Source organism: Pseudarthrobacter defluvii (assembly GCF_030816725.1).
Taxonomy (GTDB): Bacteria; Actinomycetota; Actinomycetes; order Actinomycetales; family Micrococcaceae; genus Arthrobacter; species Arthrobacter defluvii_A.
Genome location: NZ_JAUSYG010000001.1, coordinates 1,639,638 through 1,655,238 on the forward strand (window position 1 = coordinate 1,639,638; position 15,601 = coordinate 1,655,238).

Genomic DNA, 15,601 nt, shown 5'->3' on the forward strand with positions numbered 1-15,601 from the left:
ATGTCCCCGGCAGTTCAGGCGTCCCCGGACGTGCAGGCTCCCCGGCCAGCGCAGGCTCCCCGGCCAGCGAAGACGCGTGCCGGCTCCAAGCCGCCCGCACGCGGTGCCAAGGCGCCCACTTTGCGGCATGAACGGACCTTCAAGGCCCAGGGCGTACGGTTCCTGGCCGGCGTCGATGAGGTGGGCCGCGGTGCCCTCGCCGGCCCTGTCAGTGTGGGAATCGCCGTCGTTGACCTGGAACGCCAGAAACCGCTGGCAGGCGTGCGGGACAGCAAGCTGCTCAGCCCCGCGGAGCGTGAACGGCTTGAACCCCTGGTGCGGCGCTGGTGCGTTGCCTCTGCGGTGGGACACGCCAGCGCGGGCGAAATCGACTCGCTCGGCATCATCGCCGCCCTGCGGCTGGCAGGAACCCGGGCCTGGGGAAGCATCGTGGGCGCCGGAATCACCCCCGAGGCCGTGCTGCTGGACGGGAGCCACAACTGGCTCTCCCCGGCGGAGCAGCTGTCCCTGTTTGACCAGCCCGTGCTGGAGGCTGGGTGCGAGGCGCCGGTCCACACAAAGGTCAAAGCGGACATGCAGTGCCTCAGCGTGGCGGCCGCCAGTGTCATCGCCAAGGTGGAGCGGGACCGGCTGATGCGGGAACTGCACACCGAATATCCCGATTACGGCTGGGACATCAACAAGGGGTACGCTACCGCGGCCCACCGGAACGTGCTCCGCGCTGCCGGCCCCACGGCCTACCACCGGGTCAGCTGGCGGCTGCTGGGCGGGGAGCTGCAGGGCGCTCAGGCCCCTGACGGGGACGGGCCGTACGACGACTGACGCCCGCCGTCCGGCGCCAGCCGTGCCGGACATGGTGCAAGATGGAAGCATGAGTGCTGAAGATCTTGAGAACTATGAAACAGACATGGAGCTTCAGCTCTATCGTGAATACCGCGACGTCGTCGGCCTGTTCAGCTACGTTGTCGAGACCGAGCGCCGCTTTTACCTGGCCAACCACGTGGACCTCCAGGCCCGCAGCGCTGACGGCGAGGTCTACTTCGACCTGACCCTCCAGGATGCCTGGGTATGGGACGTTTACCGCTCGGCCCGGTTCGTCAAAAGCGTGAGGGTCCTGACCTTCAAGGACGTCAACGTCGAGGAACTGCCCCGCAACGAGGAACTGGCGCTGCCCAAGGACGTGGACCTGGGGAACTAGCATCCCCGGGGGAACCGGACTTCCCCTCCACAGAAGGCTCCTGTCCACATAGGGCAGGGGCCTTCTGTCCTCTGTGGACCTCCGCCGCCAGGCTGGTTGCGGAGGTAGACATGAAATCGAAAGACCTGTTGGGCAGGCGCGGCGAGGACCTCGCCGCATGCTTCCTTGAAGCTTTGGGCATGCTGGTGGTGGAGCGCAACTGGCGGTGCGCTGAGGGTGAGATCGACATCGTCGCCCTCGATGGTGACGCACTGGTCATCGCCGAAGTCAAAACCCGCCGCTCCCTGGACTATGGCCACCCGTTCGAGGCGGTGGGCCCGGAAAAGCTGGCACGGCTGCACCGCCTGGGCGCCGCATGGTGCCGCGACCGGGAACTGCGCATGCCGCTGCGCCGCGTGGACGTCATCGCCGTGGTGGACGACGGCGGCGGGGAACCGGTGGTGGAACACCTCAAGGGCGTGGGGTGATGGCGCTCGGCCGCACGTACTCCATCGCGCTGGTGGGACTCAATGGCTACATGGTTGAAGTTGAGGCGGATATCGGCCAGACCCTGCCGGCCTTCGTCATCCTGGGCCTGCCGGATGCTTCGCTGAACGAGGCCAGGGAGCGCATCCGCTCAGCGGCTAAGAACTCCGGCATCCCGCTCAGCCGCCGGAAGATCACCGCCAACCTCATTCCGGCCTCGCTGCCCAAGCGAGGCTCCGGTTTCGACCTCGCGGTGACCATGGCTGTGCTCCGGGCAGCGAATGACATCAAGCCCACCGGACGCACCGTTTTCATCGCTGAATTGGGACTCGATGGAAGGCTGCGCCCCGTCCGGGGCATCCTGCCTGCAGTCATGGCCTCAGTCCAGGCCGGCTACCCGGAGATCGTGGTGGCACAGGCCAACCTTGCAGAGGCTTCCCTTGTCCCGGGCGCCGAGGTCCGCGGATACCGCACGCTCGCCCGGCTGGCCTTGGACTTCGGGGCTGATCCCCAGGAACTCGCCCTGGATTTCGAACCGGACGACGTCGATGATGACGCGGACGTGCCGCCATCGCCCGGGCCGTGTCCGGACATGGCAGATGTCTCAGGCCAGGGCGACGCCCGCAGGGCATTGGAAGTCGCAGCCGCAGGGGCCCACCATCTGCTCCTCACGGGGCCCCCGGGCGCGGGCAAGACCATGCTGGCAGAGCGGCTGCCCGGACTGCTGCCGGATCTTGGCGACCATGAGTCCATGGAGGTCACGGCCATCCACTCGCTGTGCGGCCTGCCGGCCTCTTCGGTGCAGCTCCTGCGCCGGCCGCCCTTCGAGAACCCCCATCATTCAGCCACCGCTGCAGCCATCATCGGCGGCGGCTCGGGCCTGCCCAGGCCAGGCGCTGCTTCCAGGGCACACCGCGGCGTGCTCTTCCTTGACGAGGCGCCTGAATACGAACGGCGCGTCCTGGATGCCCTGCGGCAGCCGTTGGAGAGCGGCGAGCTGGTGATCCACCGGTCTGCCGGGACGGCAGCCTATCCGGCCCGGTTCCAGCTGGTGCTCGCCGCCAATCCCTGCCCCTGCGGCAAGGCATCGGGCAAGGGTCTGGACTGCACCTGTACGCCCATGATGCGCCGCCGGTACCTCGCCAGGATGTCCGGACCCCTGCTGGACCGGGTGGACATCCAGCTGCAGGTGGAACGGGTATCGCTGGCCGAATTCGGACAAGCCGGTGCAGAAGAGGACACCGCATCCATAGCAGGCCGGGTGCTGGACGCCCGTGCCAGGCAGGCCGAACGCCTGCACTGCTTCGGCCTGGAGACGAACTCGCAGGTGCCGGGGCGGGTCCTGCGCGGTGAACTCCGGCTTCCCCCGGCTGCCACCCGGATCCTGGACCAGTCACTGGAGCGCGGCGTGCTGACCGCCCGCGGGTATGACCGCGTGCTGCGGCTGGCCTGGACCTTGGCGGATCTGGGGCACCGGGACAAGCCGGACACAAACGACATCGGGCAGGCGCTGGGCCTCCGGCAGGCGGCTGCGGCGGCATGAGAAATCAAACGGAACGGAACCAGGTGGTTGTGGAAAAGGATCTGGTCGTGAAGGAGAAACAGGCCGTGGAGAAGACGCCGAACAAGGACACGGAACGGTTGGCCCGGGCAGCCCTTTCACGGCTGATGGAGCCGCAGGACGCGGCGGGCCTTGCCCTCGTCCAGGTTGCGGGGGCAGTCGACGCCCTGGGCGTCGCCACCGGGCAGATGGCGGCCGGGCCCCACCTGGAGCGCGAGATCACCGCGCTGTTGGCAGACAACGGCGTGTCCAGCAGCTGGGCGGGACTGGCCGCTGCGCTGAAGCGCTGGCAGCCGCGGGTGCCGGACCTGGCGCCCGAGCGCGACCTTGCCACCATGGCCCGCCTTGGAGGCCGCCTCATTATTCCCGGCGATGAACTGTGGCCGGCCCAGCTCGCGGACCTGGGAATCCAGGAGCCCATCTGCCTTTGGTGGCGGGGGGAGGAGCAGCCGCTGCCACCCGTGGACAAATGCGTTGCCTTGGTGGGATCCAGGGACAGCACAAGCTACGGAGCAGCGGTGACAGGGGACCTTGCGTACTCGCTGGCGCAGCGAGGCTTTACGGTTGTCTCGGGCGGAGCTTACGGGATCGATGCCCACGCGCACCGCGCAGCCCTTGCCGGCGGTACCTCCGCAGTCCCTACCATCGCCGTCATGGCCGGGGGAGTGGACCGCTTCTATCCATCAGGCAACGATGATCTGCTGCGCTCCGTGGCCAACCAGGGCGCGGTACTGGCCGAGGTGCCGCCTGGATCGGCGCCGACCCGCTACCGGTTCCTGCAACGGAACCGCCTCATTGCAGCCCTTTCCGCTGTGACCGTAGTGGTGGAGGCGCGCTGGCGCTCAGGGGCACTCAACACTGCCCACCATGCCGAGACCCTCGGCCGGGCAGTAGGTGCCGTTCCCGGATCGGTCCACAGCGCCAACTCCGCCGGCTGCCACCGTCTCCTCCGGGACGGGGGAGCAGTCTGCGTCACGGACGCGGCGGAGGTGGCCGAACTGGCGTCGCCCAGCGGAACAGCCCTGCCCGACCAGCGGTCTGCGGAAGCTGCAGTACAGGACGGACTGACCCTGGAGGACCTGATCCTGCTGGATGCGCTGCCGCTGCGTTCCACGACCTCCGTGGAGAAGCTCTCCGCCGTGGCGGGGCTAAGCCAGGAATCGGTGCGGGCAGGGCTGGGCAGGCTGGGCCTGCTGGGACTCGCGTTGTCCGAGCGGGGCGGCTGGAAACGCGGCAAGGGATGACCGTGTCGGCCTGCAGTGCAGGCCGTGCAACTGGGACAGTAGGGGAGTGGACAATGACGAACTGCCAGTGGAACTCGGCAAGGCCCTGGACGGCTTTGCCGGGTATTTGTCGGGGGAACGTGGGGTTTCGACCCACACGAGGCGCGCCTACCTGGGCGACCTGCGCAGCCTCCTCTCGCATGCGGCATCGGAAGGCGTGGCAGGGCTGAAGGACCTTGAACTGGGTACGTTCCGCCGCTGGCTGGGCAGTCAAAGCTCTTCCGGTGCCTCGCGGGCCACCCTTGCCCGCCGGTCTGCCACGGCCCGGACCTTCACTGCCTGGGCGCTGCGGGAAGAACTCATCGATGCGGATCCTGCGCTGCGGCTGAAGGCTCCCAAACGCGAGGAATCCCTGCCGGGCGTCCTGCAGGCCTCCCAGTTGACGCGTATCCTGGAGCGGCTCGAAATCTCCGCCGTGGAGGGCGAACCCCTTGCCGTACGGAACCGGGCCATGGTCGAACTCCTCTACGCCACGGGTATCCGGGTAGGCGAGCTTGCCGGCCTTGATGTCGATGACCTGGATCCAGACCGGCGGACGCTGCGGGTCATCGGCAAGGGCAACAAGGAACGTACTGTCCCGTTTGGAGTTCCCGCAGCCCTGGCCCTTGACGACTGGCTCCGGCGGGGGCGCCCTGTCCTGGCCAAGGACACCAGCGGTCCCGCGCTTTTCCTGGGGGCCCGCGGTGGAAGGGTTGACCAGCGCCAGGTGCGCGCCCTCGTCAGCATGCTCTTTGAAGCACTGGGCGACACCTCTGCGACGGGACCCCACGCGCTCCGGCACTCTGCCGCCACGCATCTGCTTGATGGGGGCGCGGACCTGCGCGCGGTGCAGGAGATCCTGGGCCACAGCAGCCTGGCGACCACCCAGATCTACACCCACGTCTCGGTTGACCGCCTTCGGAAGAGCTATCAGCAGGCGCATCCAAGGGCCTGACCCGGTGTGGCTAATCGCACTGGCGTAATTCTGCGGGGTACGGCACAATAAGAGTCACGTCCGGCAACTTTCAAGTGTCGCTTGAAGCTCCCTGAGCTTTGTGCGGCGCGGCAAGTCCGGACTCAGCTTTATGTGATACATCTGAATACGCGCAGGGAACCACCGCCGCAGAGCAGGGCACGGCAGTTCCATCCAGGCAGAGGTCGTTGGGGAAGACGTACCTATAGCTATGGAGGATGGAATGTCTGTTGCAATGACCCGCGGTGTGCTGTTCGTTCACTCGGCCCCTACGGCGCTGTGCCCCCACGTTGAGTGGGCGGTTGGCGCTGTGGTGGACAAGCGGACGGACCTTGAGTGGACCCCGCAGCCTGCCGCGCCCGGCATGTTCCGGGCCGAGTTGTCCTGGACCGGTACCCCCGGCACGGGAGCCAAACTGGCGTCCTGCCTCCGTGGCTGGGCGCATCTTCGGTATGAGGTGACTGAGGAGCCCAGCCAGGGCGTGGACGGCGGCCGCTGGTCCCATACCCCCGAGCTGGGGATCTTCCATGCGGTCACCGACGTGCACGGCAACATCATGGTGTCCGAGGACCGCATTCGGTACGCCTACGAGTCCGGTGCCGGTGACCCCTCCGCCGTCTACCACGAACTGTCCCTTGCCCTGGGCGAAGCCTGGGACGAAGAACTCGAGCCGTTCCGGCACGCAGCGGAAGGCGCTCCCGTCCGCTGGCTCCACCAGGTGGGCTGACCGCCGTCGTACGTTCCTGCAACGCAACCCAGTAATACCCCCATAGCACGAAGGAGGCCCCGCCAGCCGGCGGGGCCTCCTTTTGTATCAGGGACAGGTACCTGCAGCGGCTAGACGCTGCGAATGGCCACCACGGCGTTGTGGCCGCCGAAACCGAATGAGTTGCTCAGCGCCACGATGTTTCCCGCGGGCAGGTCGCGGGCGGAGGTGACAACGTCCAGCGGAATCTCCGGGTCCTGGTTTTCGAGGTTGATGGTGACCGGCGCCTTGCGTTCGTGGACGGCCAGGACCGTGAGGACAGCCTCCACGGCACCGGAAGCGCCCAGGAGGTGGCCCATCTGCGACTTGGTGGCGGAGACGGCCACATTGTCCACGTGCGTGCCAAGGGCGGCACGCAGTGCGGTGTACTCGGGCTTGTCCCCGACCGGAGTGGAGGTGGCGTGCGCGTTGACGTGCACCACGTCTTCAGGGTGGATCCGCCCGTCAAACATGGCAGCCTTCAGCGCACGGGTTGCTCCGAGCCCTTGCGGGTCCGGGGCGGTGATGTGGTAGGCGTCCGCGGTGACCGAGGTTCCGGCGAGTTCGCCGTAGATGCGGGCACCGCGGGCCAGGGCGTGCTCCTCAGCTTCGAGGACCAGGGCACCGGCGCCTTCACCCATGACAAAGCCATCACGTCCGGTGTCGTACGGGCGGGAGGCCCCCTGGGGGTCGTCGTTCCGGCGGGACAATGCCTGCATGGAGGCGAAGGCTGCCAGCGGCATGGGGTGGATGGCCGCTTCGGCCCCACCGCACATCACTACGTCTGCCTTGCCGGAGCGGATGAGTTCCAGGCCAAGATGCATGGCTTCGGTGCCGGAGGCGCAGGCAGAGACGGGGGTGTGGGCGCCGGCACGGGCGCCAAGGTCCAGGCTGACGGCCGCGGCCACACCGTTGGGCATCAGCATGGGAACAGTCATGGGCAGGACCCGGCGCGGGCCCTTTTCCTTCAGGGTGTCCCAGGCGTCCAGCAGGGTCCAGACACCACCAATGCCGGTGGCAAAGGCGACAGCAAGCCGGTCCTGGTCGAATTCGGTGATACCGGAATCAGCCCACGCCTCGCGGGCAGCGATGACCCCGAACTGGGTGGAGGGGTCCATCCGCTTGGCCTCTACACGGCTGAGCACGTCAAGGGCAGGCGTGCTGCACCGGGCGGCGAAGTGGACGGGGAGTTCGTACTTGGCTACCCAGTCGTCCTCCAGGGTGCGGGCACCGGAGACCCCTTTGAGGGCGTTGTTCCACATGGTGGGTACATCGCCGCCGATGGGCGTGGTGGCACCCAGACCGGTAATGACTACTTTGCGTGTCATGGGATCACTCTTTCGTCGGTGGGGAATCCGCCTGCGTAGATCGCAGGGTCCCGCACGTATTGATGTTCGGCCAGTCCCGTTGCGGGTTCTGTGCCGGGTAAATGCGGCGGGCTGCCGGTCCGGTCAATCCGGACCGGCAGCCCTGCCATGCCGTGAGACGGCGAAAAGCCCGTGACTAGGCCTGTGCTCCGGCGATGAAGCTGACGGCGTCGCCAACAGTCTTGAGGTTCTTGACCTCTTCGTCCGGGATGCGGACGCCGAACTTTTCCTCGGCGTTCACCACGATGGTCATCATGGAAATGGAGTCGATGTCCAGGTCCTCGGTGAAGGACTTGTCCAGCTCGACGGCCTCCGGGGCCAGGCCGGTTTCCTCGTTGACGATTTCAGCCAAGCCGGCCAGGATCTCTTCGTTGCTAGCCATTGGTGGCTCCTTTTCTTGTATTGCCGGCAGGGACTGCCGGAAACGGTCCGGGCCGCGGTTGCGACCCTTGGGCGTATCTAGGGAAGGACAACTACCTGTGCGCCGAAGACCAGCCCCGCGCCGAAACCGATCTGCAGGGCCAGCCCGCCGCTCAGTCCGGGGTTCTCCTGCAGGAGCCGGTGCGTTGCCAGCGGGATGGACGCGGCGGACGTGTTTCCGGCCTCGGCGATGTCCCGTGCCACTGTAACCGTCTCGGGCAGCTTCAGCTTCTTCACCATCTCATCGATGATGCGCATGTTGGCCTGGTGGGGGATGAAAGCCACGAGGTCCTCAGCGGCGATCCCGGCGGCATCGAGTGCCTGCTGGGCCACCTTGGCCATTTCCCACACCGCCCAGCGGAATACCGTCTGGCCGTCCTGCCGGAGGGTGGGATACAGCTCCTGCGCCTCTTCGAGGAGCGCAAGGTCGCCCGTGGAGTCGGACTGGCGGGCGGCGAGGCCCAGGTCGCGGACGTCCAGCAGGGAACGGGTCATGCCAATGGCATTCCACTTGCTGCCGTCCGAGCCCCACACGGACGGGGCGATGCCGGGGGTGTCGGAGGGGCCGATAACAACAGCGCCGGCACCATCGCCCAGGAGGAAGGAAATGGTGCGTTCGCGGTTGTCGATGACGTCGGACAGCTTCTCGGCACCGACTACAAGGACGTACTTGGCGGCGCCGGAACGGACCAGGGCGTCGGCCTGGGCGATGCCGTAGCAGTAGCCGGCACAGGCGGCGGAGATGTCGAATGCAGGAGCCGGAGTGGCGCCGATCCGGTCAGCCAGGCTGGCTGCAGCGGACGGCGTGGCGTAAGGGTGGGTCACGGTGGAGACGATCACTGCACCGAGATCCGAGCCCTCAATGCCTGCCTTCGCCATGGCTTCGCGTGCCGCGCCCTCAGCCATGTCGATCACGCTGACGTCTGCAGCAGCGCGGTGGCGGGTGACGATGCCGGTGCGCTGGCGGATCCACTCATCCGAGGAATCAATCCACTGGCACACGTCCTCATTGGTGACGATGACGTCCGGCCGGTAAGCACCGAGGCCCACGATCCGGGTGTGCTCCTGGATGGGAGCCTGCTTCAGCGTGGGAACGCTCATGCGTTGCCCTCCAGTTCTGCGAAGAGCGCCAGGGCGGCGGAAAGGTCGTCGGGGGTCTTGACGGCAACGGTTTTGACGCCGGGCATGCCGCGCTTCGCCAGCCCGGCCAAAGTGCCGGCGGGAGCCAGTTCGATCAGCCCGGTGACGCCGCGCTTCACCATGGTTTCCATGCACAGGTCCCAGCGGACCGGTCGGGACACCTGGGCTATCAGGCTTTCGACGGCGGCGCCTCCGTCGGTGACTTCGCCGCCGTCGTAATTCGACAGCAGGGGCACCTTGGGCGCCACCGGGTTCAGCTGCGGCTCCAGCGCCTTCAGCGCGCTGGCTGCAGGCGCCATGTGGCTGGTGTGGAAGGCGCCGGCGACCTTGAGCGGAATGACCCGCGCCTTGGCGGGCGGGTTGTCAGCCAGTGCCTTGAGCTGTTCAAAAGTTCCGGCGGCAACCGTTTGGCCGGCGCCGTTGACATTGGCCGGTGCGGCGCCGGATGCCTCAATCGCTGCAAGCACCTCGGCGGGGTCCCCGCCAACCACGGCGCTCATCCCGGTAGGGGTGACGGCGGCCGCGGCGGCCATGCTGTTGGCGCGTTCGCGGACGAACGTCATGGCTTCCTGCTCCGTCAGCACCCCCGCGAGGGCAGCTGCGGTAATCTCGCCCACGGAGTGGCCGGCCAGGACCACGGGGAGGGAGCTGAGCTCCACATCAAAGAGGGAGGCGGCGGTGACCAGGCCGGCGGCAACGATCAGGGGCTGCGCCACGGCAGTGTCCTTGATGGTTTCCTCATCGGAGGTGGTCCCGTGGGCTATCAGGTCGATGCCTGCGATGTCACTCAAGGAGGCCAGCTGGCCTGCCACCGAGGGTAGTTCCAGCCAAGGGGCCAGAAAACCCGGGGTCTGCGAGCCCTGTCCAGGGCAGACTATTGCAAGCACGTAACCAGCTTTCCAAATTACTGTGTGATCCAGCGGTGTTTCTCCGCACCAAGCTCACGGGGTCAGGTTGTAGGAAGTCTACAATGCCTCAGGCCTGGTTCCGGGAAGCCTGCCGCTCCGTGGCGGCCTTGGGTGGAGCCGAAAGACGCCCCACCACCAGTGCCGCCTGGAGTACGAATGCCTCCCGCGGCAGCAGCGGGTCCCAGCCCGTGACGTCGCAGACCCGCTTCAGGCGGTACCGGACGGTGTTGGCGTGGACGAAGAGTTCCCGTGCCGTGGCCTCCAGCGAGTGGCCCAGTTCCAGGTAGGTTCCCAGCGTCTCCACCAGGCCGTTGGAAGCCGCCAGGAGGGGCCGGTAGATGTTCTTCACCAGGGAGCGGCGGGCGGCGTCGTCCCCGGAGATGACCCGCTCCGGCAGCAGGTCATCCGCGGCTACGGGACGGGGCGCGGAGGGCCAGGCGCGTGCAGCCGTGAGCCCGGCAAACGCCGATTGCGCGGAGCCGCTGGCCTCCAGCAGTGAGCTGGCCTCGGGTCCGTAAACCACAGGCCCGGGGGCGAACATATCGCTGAGCTTCACGTATGCAGTTTCGCGGTCCTGGACTCCGCCGAGGATGAGGATCAGCCGGTCGCCCTGGATTCCCACCAGCGCGTCCTCGGCATACCGTCCGGCCATCCGCCGCAGCTCGCTGACATAGCTGGCGCTGGGTTCTGACGGCGAATTGCCCACCATGACGGTGAACCGCTCCTGGGCCTTCCAGCCCAGCGCTGCAATCCGGGAGCGCAGGGCGTCCGTGTTCTCGCCGCGAAGGATCGCATCCACGATCAGGGCTTCCAACCGGGTGTCCCAGGAGCCGCGGGACTCCGCGGCCCTGGCATAGACGTCAGCCGCCGCAAAGGCGACTTCCCGCGAATACCTCAGGACGGCCTCCCGCAAGGCTGGCTGGTCGGCCTCGGGGGCGATGACCGGCACCTGGTCCTCCACCACTTCCACCACGATCCTGATCAGCTGCAGCGCCTTTTGCAGGCTGATTGAACGGGTCAGTTCCGTGGGGGCGGTCCCGAAAACGTCGGTAAGGATCCACGACGGTGAGCTGGGCCGCTCGTACCAGGTGACAAAAGCCGCGATCCCATTCTGCGCCACCATGCCCAGTGCAGAGCGCTCATCGGCGCTAAGCCGGCTGTACCAGGGCAGCGACTGCTCGAGCTTGCGCATGGTTGTAGTGGAAAGTTGTCCCACGCTGGCACGGAGCTGCTTGAGGGTTTCGGACTTCTCCGGGGTGACCTTCGGCGGGGACGGTTTCCGCTTCGGGGACGTACTGGCTGCTGCTGGCATTCTTTGAGCATACGGCCACCGCCGCGCAAGCTCCATTTGTGCGAAGGCTACAATCCGCCTTGCCCTGCGTCACAGTCTCCCCGGAGGTTGTGCAACGAACGACGGCGGCCCTCACCTTGTGGGTGAAGGCCGCCGTCGTGGCTGGCTGGTTCCGCTGCGAAGGCGAAGGCTAGGCCTCGCCGCCCGCGTTGCCGGTGGTGCCGGCGTTCACGTTGAGCAGCTTGTACTTCTCAATTGCCTTGACCGGGGCGTCGACATCCACCTCGCCGCGGCGCGCCAGCATTTCAAGGGCGCGGACCACGATGGAGTGGGTGTCGTTCTTGAAGTAGCGGCGGGCTGCTGCGCGGGTGTCGGAGAAGCCGAAGCCGTCGGCGCCGAGGGTGGCGAATTCGTTGGGGACGAACTGCCGGATCTGGTCCGGGACGGCTTTCATGTAGTCCGAGACGGCGACGATGGGGCCGGTGGCTCCTTCGAGTTGCTGGGTGACGAAGGGGACGCGGGTGGGCTGGCCGGGGTTGAGGAAGGCTTCTTCTTCGGCGGCGAGGCCGTCGCGGCGCAGTTCGTTCCAGGAGGTCACGGACCAGACGTCGGCGGAGACGTTCCAGTCATCGGCCAGCACGCGCTGGGCTTCGAGGGCCCAGGGCACGGAGACGCCGGAGGCGAGGATCTGGGTGCGGGGACCGTCGATCTTTGCCGGGGCGAGCAGGTAGATGCCCTTGATGACGCCTTCGACGTCGAGGTTCTCGGGTTCTGCGGGCTGGAGGATGGGCTCGTTGTACACGGTGAGGTAGTACATGACGTTCTTGTCCGTGGACTCCGCACCGTACATCCGTTCCAGGCCTGAGCGGACGATGTGTCCGATTTCGTAGCCGTAGGCGGGGTCGTAGGTGAGTACGGCGGGGTTGGTGGAGGCCAGCAGGGGGGAGTGGCCGTCGGCGTGCTGGAGGCCTTCGCCGGTGAGGGTGGTCCGTCCTGCGGTGGCGCCGATGATGAAGCCGCGGGTCATCTGGTCTCCGGCGGCCCAGAAGGCGTCGCCGGTGCGTTGGAAGCCGAACATGGAGTAGAACACGTAGACCGGGACCAGCGGGATGCCGTGGGTGGCGTAGGAGGTTCCGGCGGCGGTGAACGCTGCCACGGCGCCGGCTTCGTTGATGCCCGGGTGGATCAGCTGGCCTGCGGGGGATTCCTTGTAGGCCAGGACCAGGTCACGGTCCACCGACAGGTAGTTCTGGCCCTTGGGGTTGTAGATCTTGGCGGTGGGGAAGAACGCATCCATGCCGAAGGTGCGGGCTTCGTCCGGAATGATCGGGGCGATGTGCTTGCCGAAGCTCTTATCCCGCATCAGGTCCTTCAGGAGCCTGACGAACGCCATGGTGGTGGCGGCCATCTGCTTGCCCGAACCGCGCTTGGCCACCTCGTAGGACTTCGCCTCGGGCAATTCGATCTCGGCGTGGGTGTCGCGGCGCTCCGGGACGGACCCGCCCAGGGCCGCCCGGCGCTCCATCATGTACTTGATTTCCGGGGCGTCGTTACCGGGGTGGTAGTACGGCGGCCGGTACGAGTCCTTCTCCAGCTGCTCGTCGGTGACCGGGATCCGCAGGTGGTCGCGGAACTTCTTCAGGTCATCCAGGGTGAGCTTCTTCATTTGGTGGGTGGCGTTGCGGCCCTCGAAGTGCGGGCCGAGGCCGTAGCCCTTGACGGTGTGGGCGAGGATGACGGTGGGTTTGCCCTTGAATTCGGTGGCGGCTTTGTACGCGGCGTAGACCTTGCGGTAGTCGTGGCCGCCGCGTTTGAGGTTCCAGATCTGGTCATCGGTCAGGTCCGCGACGAGGTCCTTGGTCTGGGGGGTTTTGCCGAAGAAGTGTTCGCGGACGAACCCGCCGGATTCTGCCTTGTAGGTCTGGTAGTCGCCGTCGACGGTTTCGTTCATGATCTTTACCAGGGACCCGTCGGTGTCGCGGGTGAGCAGGTCATCCCATTCCCGGCCCCAGACGACCTTGATCACGTTCCAGCCCGCGCCGCGGAAGAACGCTTCGAGTTCCTGCATGATCTTGCCGTTGCCGCGCACCGGGCCGTCCAGGCGCTGGAGGTTGCAGTTGATCACGAAGTTCAGGTTGTCCAGGTTCTCGTTGGCGGCGAGCTGGAGCAGGCCGCGGGATTCGGGTTCGTCCATTTCCCCGTCGCCAAGGAACGCCCAGACCTGCTGGTCCGAGGTGTCTTTCAGGCCCCGGTTGTGCAGGTAGCGGTTGTTCTGGGCCTGGTAGATCGCGTTCATCGGCCCGATGCCCATGGACACGGTGGGGAATTCCCAGAAGTGCGGCATCAGGCGCGGGTGCGGGTAGGAGGACAGGGCGTGGCCTTCGCGGGACTTTTCCTGCCGGAACCCGTCCAGGTCCTCCTCGGACAGGCGGCCTTCCATGAACGCGCGGGCGTACATGCCGGGGGAGGCGTGGCCCTGGAAGAAGACCTGGTCCCCGCCGCCGGCGTGGTCCTTGCCGCGGAAGAAGTGGTTGAACCCCACCTCGTACAGGGTCGCGGCCCCGGCGTAGGTGGAGATGTGCCCGCCGACGCCGATATCGGGCCGCTGCGCCCGGTGCACCATGACCGCGGCGTTCCACCGCATGTACGCCCGGTACCGGCGCTCGTATTCCTCGTTCCCGGGGAATTCGGCTTCCTGGTCCACCGGGATGGTGTTCACGTAATCGGTGGTGGTCACCATCGGGACCCCCACGCTCTGCGCGCCCGCGCGCTGCAGCAGGCTCCGCATGATGTATTGGGCACGCTCGGTGCCCTGTTCCCTGATCAACGCATCCAGGGACTCAACCCACTCGGCAGTTTCTTCCGGATCACGATCAGGCAGCTGGTTAGTCAACCCGCTGAGGATATGGGAGGTCTCTTCTCCTGCAGCCACGTCCAACCTCTCTTTGCGCGCATGAATCGGCGCACTCAGGCCAGGCAGGGTGACTGCCCGGCGTATATACGCCGTGTGCGACGTATCGGTTACAACAGCCCGGTCATGTGTGCCGGGCAGGTTCCTAGCGCTCCTATGTCTGCACGGAGTCACACGGTTGTCGTCCCGCAGGCATAGTTGTCATCAGCCACTCTAGCCCTGACGGGAACACGATGCGTAGCTGCGGCCCGGGTGCTGCGGTTGTATTTCGTTCGTCATACTGGTTGTGTGGCCAAATGCCCCTGCGACAGGGATGCTGCCGCGGGATGTGACGCAGAATATGCGCCATCCCAGGGGCGGCAGCTTGAAGCGCAGGCACAAAGGGTGTTGGCTTGGGAGTAATGGAAATCACTATGCGCACCGCATATATGAGGTATTGGAGGAACACGTGAGCGAGGCCGACGCCGCCACTTCGGTAAATGTGGCGGAAAAATTAGGTTTCAAAAACGGGGATCTGATTCAGGAGTTCGGTTACGACGACGATGTCGATTTCGACTTGCGTGACGATATTGAGGACCTCACCGGTTCCGAATTGCTGGACGAGGACGATCACGAGGTGGCGGACGCCGTCATCCTGTGGTGGCGCGACGGCGACGGCGACCTGGTGGACAGCCTGATGGATTCGCTCACCACCCTGAGCGAAAACGGCATTGTCTGGGTCCTCACCCCCAAATCCGGCCGGGACGGCTACGTGTCACCAGCGGACATCCAGGAAGCGGCACCAACCGCCGGCCTGCATGTCACCACGTCAGCCGGGGTATCGAAGGACTGGAGCGCCGCCCGCCTGGTCAGCAGGAAGAACAAGTGACGGCAGCGGTTGAGGCCGCTTCTGCAGCTGTCCCGGAGCTGGGCACAACAGCGCCGGACTTCGAACTCACCAACCAGTATGGCGAGCCCGTGCGGCTGTCCTCCTTCCGCGGGCACAACGTCGCGCTGGTTTTTTATCCTTTCGCGTTCTCCGGTATCTGCACCGGAGAGTTGTGCGAAATACGGGACAACCTGGGCCTGTTCGAGGACTCCAACGCTGTGGTCCTGGGGGTGTCCGTAGACAGCAAGTTCAGCCTGCGCGCCTATGCCGCGCAGGAAGGCTACACCTTCGACCTCCTCGCCGACTTCTGGCCGCACGGCGCCGTCGCCAGTGCGTATGGAGTGTTCGACGCCGGCAGCGGCATGGCCAAACGGGCAACCTTCATCATCGATTCCGAGGGCAGGGTCCGCTACAGCGTGGTGAACCCCCGCGGCCAGGCGCGCGACTTCAACGAATACCGCACCGCGCTGGCCGAGTTGAAGCAGGCCTGAG

The 15,601-nt window shown here is 66.3% G+C and carries 15 protein-coding genes; 9 read left to right on the top strand and 6 right to left on the bottom strand.

Features of this window, described 5'->3' with window-relative positions; translation table 11 throughout:
* The 7 genes from QF031_RS07630 (at position 1) to QF031_RS07660 (ending at position 6,186) form a co-directional block, all read left to right on the top strand.
* A complete protein-coding gene (locus QF031_RS07630) occupies positions 1–822 on the top strand; it encodes a ribonuclease HII (RefSeq protein WP_307426163.1) in 822 nt (273 codons plus the stop codon).
* 49 nt (positions 823–871) lie between these two features.
* The gene (locus QF031_RS07635; RefSeq protein WP_056335405.1) at positions 872–1,198 is read left to right on the top strand and encodes a DUF2469 domain-containing protein; all 327 of its coding nucleotides are present in this window, start codon (positions 872–874) and stop codon (positions 1,196–1,198) included.
* A gap of 110 nt (positions 1,199–1,308) precedes the next feature.
* Positions 1,309–1,665 (top strand): YraN family protein, encoded by a 357-nt coding sequence (locus QF031_RS07640; RefSeq protein WP_307426165.1) that lies wholly within the window; start codon positions 1,309–1,311, stop codon positions 1,663–1,665.
* Positions 1,665–3,206 (top strand): YifB family Mg chelatase-like AAA ATPase, encoded by a 1,542-nt coding sequence (locus QF031_RS07645; RefSeq protein ID WP_307426167.1) that lies wholly within the window; start codon positions 1,665–1,667, stop codon positions 3,204–3,206. Before QF031_RS07640 ends, QF031_RS07645 begins: the two co-directional genes overlap by 1 nt.
* A gap of 125 nt (positions 3,207–3,331) precedes the next feature.
* Entirely contained in the window at positions 3,332–4,468 is a 1,137-nt protein-coding gene (gene dprA, locus QF031_RS07650; protein WP_307433219.1) for a DNA-processing protein DprA, read from the top strand.
* A 46-nt stretch (positions 4,469–4,514) separates the two neighbouring features.
* Positions 4,515–5,441: a tyrosine recombinase XerC gene (locus QF031_RS07655; RefSeq protein ID WP_307426170.1), complete on the top strand. Its 927-nt coding sequence runs from the start codon at positions 4,515–4,517 to the stop codon at positions 5,439–5,441.
* Positions 5,442–5,682: 241 nt separating this feature from the next.
* Positions 5,683–6,186 carry a DUF3145 domain-containing protein gene (locus tag QF031_RS07660; RefSeq protein ID WP_307426174.1) on the top strand — a complete coding sequence of 168 codons (504 nt, stop codon included), beginning with the start codon at positions 5,683–5,685 and terminating at the stop codon, positions 6,184–6,186.
* 110 nt (positions 6,187–6,296) lie between these two features.
* Here the strand turns inward: QF031_RS07660 and QF031_RS07665 are convergent, their stop codons facing one another.
* The 6 genes from QF031_RS07665 to aceE all read right to left on the bottom strand — a co-directional run bounded on the left by QF031_RS07665 (position 6,297) and on the right by aceE (position 14,262).
* Positions 6,297–7,532 (bottom strand): beta-ketoacyl-[acyl-carrier-protein] synthase family protein, encoded by a 1,236-nt coding sequence (locus QF031_RS07665; RefSeq protein WP_307426176.1) that lies wholly within the window; start codon positions 7,530–7,532, stop codon positions 6,297–6,299.
* Between the two features lie 175 nt (positions 7,533–7,707).
* On the bottom strand, positions 7,708–7,953 hold the full coding sequence (locus QF031_RS07670) for an acyl carrier protein (protein WP_009359314.1): 246 nt from the start codon (positions 7,951–7,953) through the stop codon (positions 7,708–7,710).
* 77 nt (positions 7,954–8,030) lie between these two features.
* Positions 8,031–9,092 carry a beta-ketoacyl-ACP synthase III gene (locus QF031_RS07675; RefSeq protein ID WP_307426178.1) on the bottom strand — a complete coding sequence of 354 codons (1,062 nt, stop codon included), beginning with the start codon at positions 9,090–9,092 and terminating at the stop codon, positions 8,031–8,033.
* Complete coding sequence (locus QF031_RS07680) at positions 9,089–10,018, bottom strand: ACP S-malonyltransferase (protein WP_307426180.1); 930 nt, start codon at positions 10,016–10,018, stop codon at positions 9,089–9,091. Before QF031_RS07680 ends, QF031_RS07675 begins: the two co-directional genes overlap by 4 nt.
* Positions 10,019–10,106: 88 nt before the next feature.
* On the bottom strand, positions 10,107–11,351 hold the full coding sequence (locus QF031_RS07685) for a PucR family transcriptional regulator (RefSeq protein ID WP_307426182.1): 1,245 nt from the start codon (positions 11,349–11,351) through the stop codon (positions 10,107–10,109).
* 169 nt (positions 11,352–11,520) lie between these two features.
* The gene (gene aceE / locus QF031_RS07690; RefSeq protein WP_307426185.1) at positions 11,521–14,262 is read right to left on the bottom strand and encodes a pyruvate dehydrogenase (acetyl-transferring), homodimeric type; all 2,742 of its coding nucleotides are present in this window, start codon (positions 14,260–14,262) and stop codon (positions 11,521–11,523) included.
* A gap of 427 nt (positions 14,263–14,689) precedes the next feature.
* Between aceE and QF031_RS07695 the strand changes: the two genes are divergently transcribed.
* Complete coding sequence (locus QF031_RS07695) at positions 14,690–15,109, top strand: DUF3052 domain-containing protein (RefSeq protein ID WP_307426189.1); 420 nt, start codon at positions 14,690–14,692, stop codon at positions 15,107–15,109.
* A complete protein-coding gene (locus QF031_RS07700; protein WP_307426191.1) occupies positions 15,106–15,600 on the top strand; it encodes a peroxiredoxin in 495 nt (164 codons plus the stop codon). Before QF031_RS07695 ends, QF031_RS07700 begins: the two co-directional genes overlap by 4 nt.
* The last annotated feature ends 1 nt before the right edge of the window (position 15,601 follow it).

Bases quoted from the DNA above. Each gene is read 5' to 3' on its own strand.
- QF031_RS07675 (WP_307426178.1), bottom strand. From the start codon at position 9,092: ATGAGCGTTCCCACGCTGAAGCAGGCTCCCATCCAGGAGCACACCCGG.
- QF031_RS07660 (WP_307426174.1), top strand. From the start codon at position 5,683: ATGTCTGTTGCAATGACCCGCGGTGTGCTGTTCGTTCACTCGGCCCCT.
- QF031_RS07685 (WP_307426182.1), bottom strand. From the start codon at position 11,351: ATGCCAGCAGCAGCCAGTACGTCCCCGAAGCGGAAACCGTCCCCGCCG.
- QF031_RS07670 (WP_009359314.1), bottom strand. From the start codon at position 7,953: ATGGCTAGCAACGAAGAGATCCTGGCCGGCTTGGCTGAAATCGTCAAC.
- QF031_RS07665 (WP_307426176.1), bottom strand. From the start codon at position 7,532: ATGACACGCAAAGTAGTCATTACCGGTCTGGGTGCCACCACGCCCATC.
- QF031_RS07630 (WP_307426163.1), top strand. From the start codon at position 1: ATGTCCCCGGCAGTTCAGGCGTCCCCGGACGTGCAGGCTCCCCGGCCA.
- QF031_RS07645 (WP_307426167.1), top strand. From the start codon at position 1,665: ATGGCGCTCGGCCGCACGTACTCCATCGCGCTGGTGGGACTCAATGGC.
- QF031_RS07640 (WP_307426165.1), top strand. From the start codon at position 1,309: ATGAAATCGAAAGACCTGTTGGGCAGGCGCGGCGAGGACCTCGCCGCA.
- dprA (WP_307433219.1), top strand. From the start codon at position 3,332: ATGGAGCCGCAGGACGCGGCGGGCCTTGCCCTCGTCCAGGTTGCGGGG.
- QF031_RS07635 (WP_056335405.1), top strand. From the start codon at position 872: ATGAGTGCTGAAGATCTTGAGAACTATGAAACAGACATGGAGCTTCAG.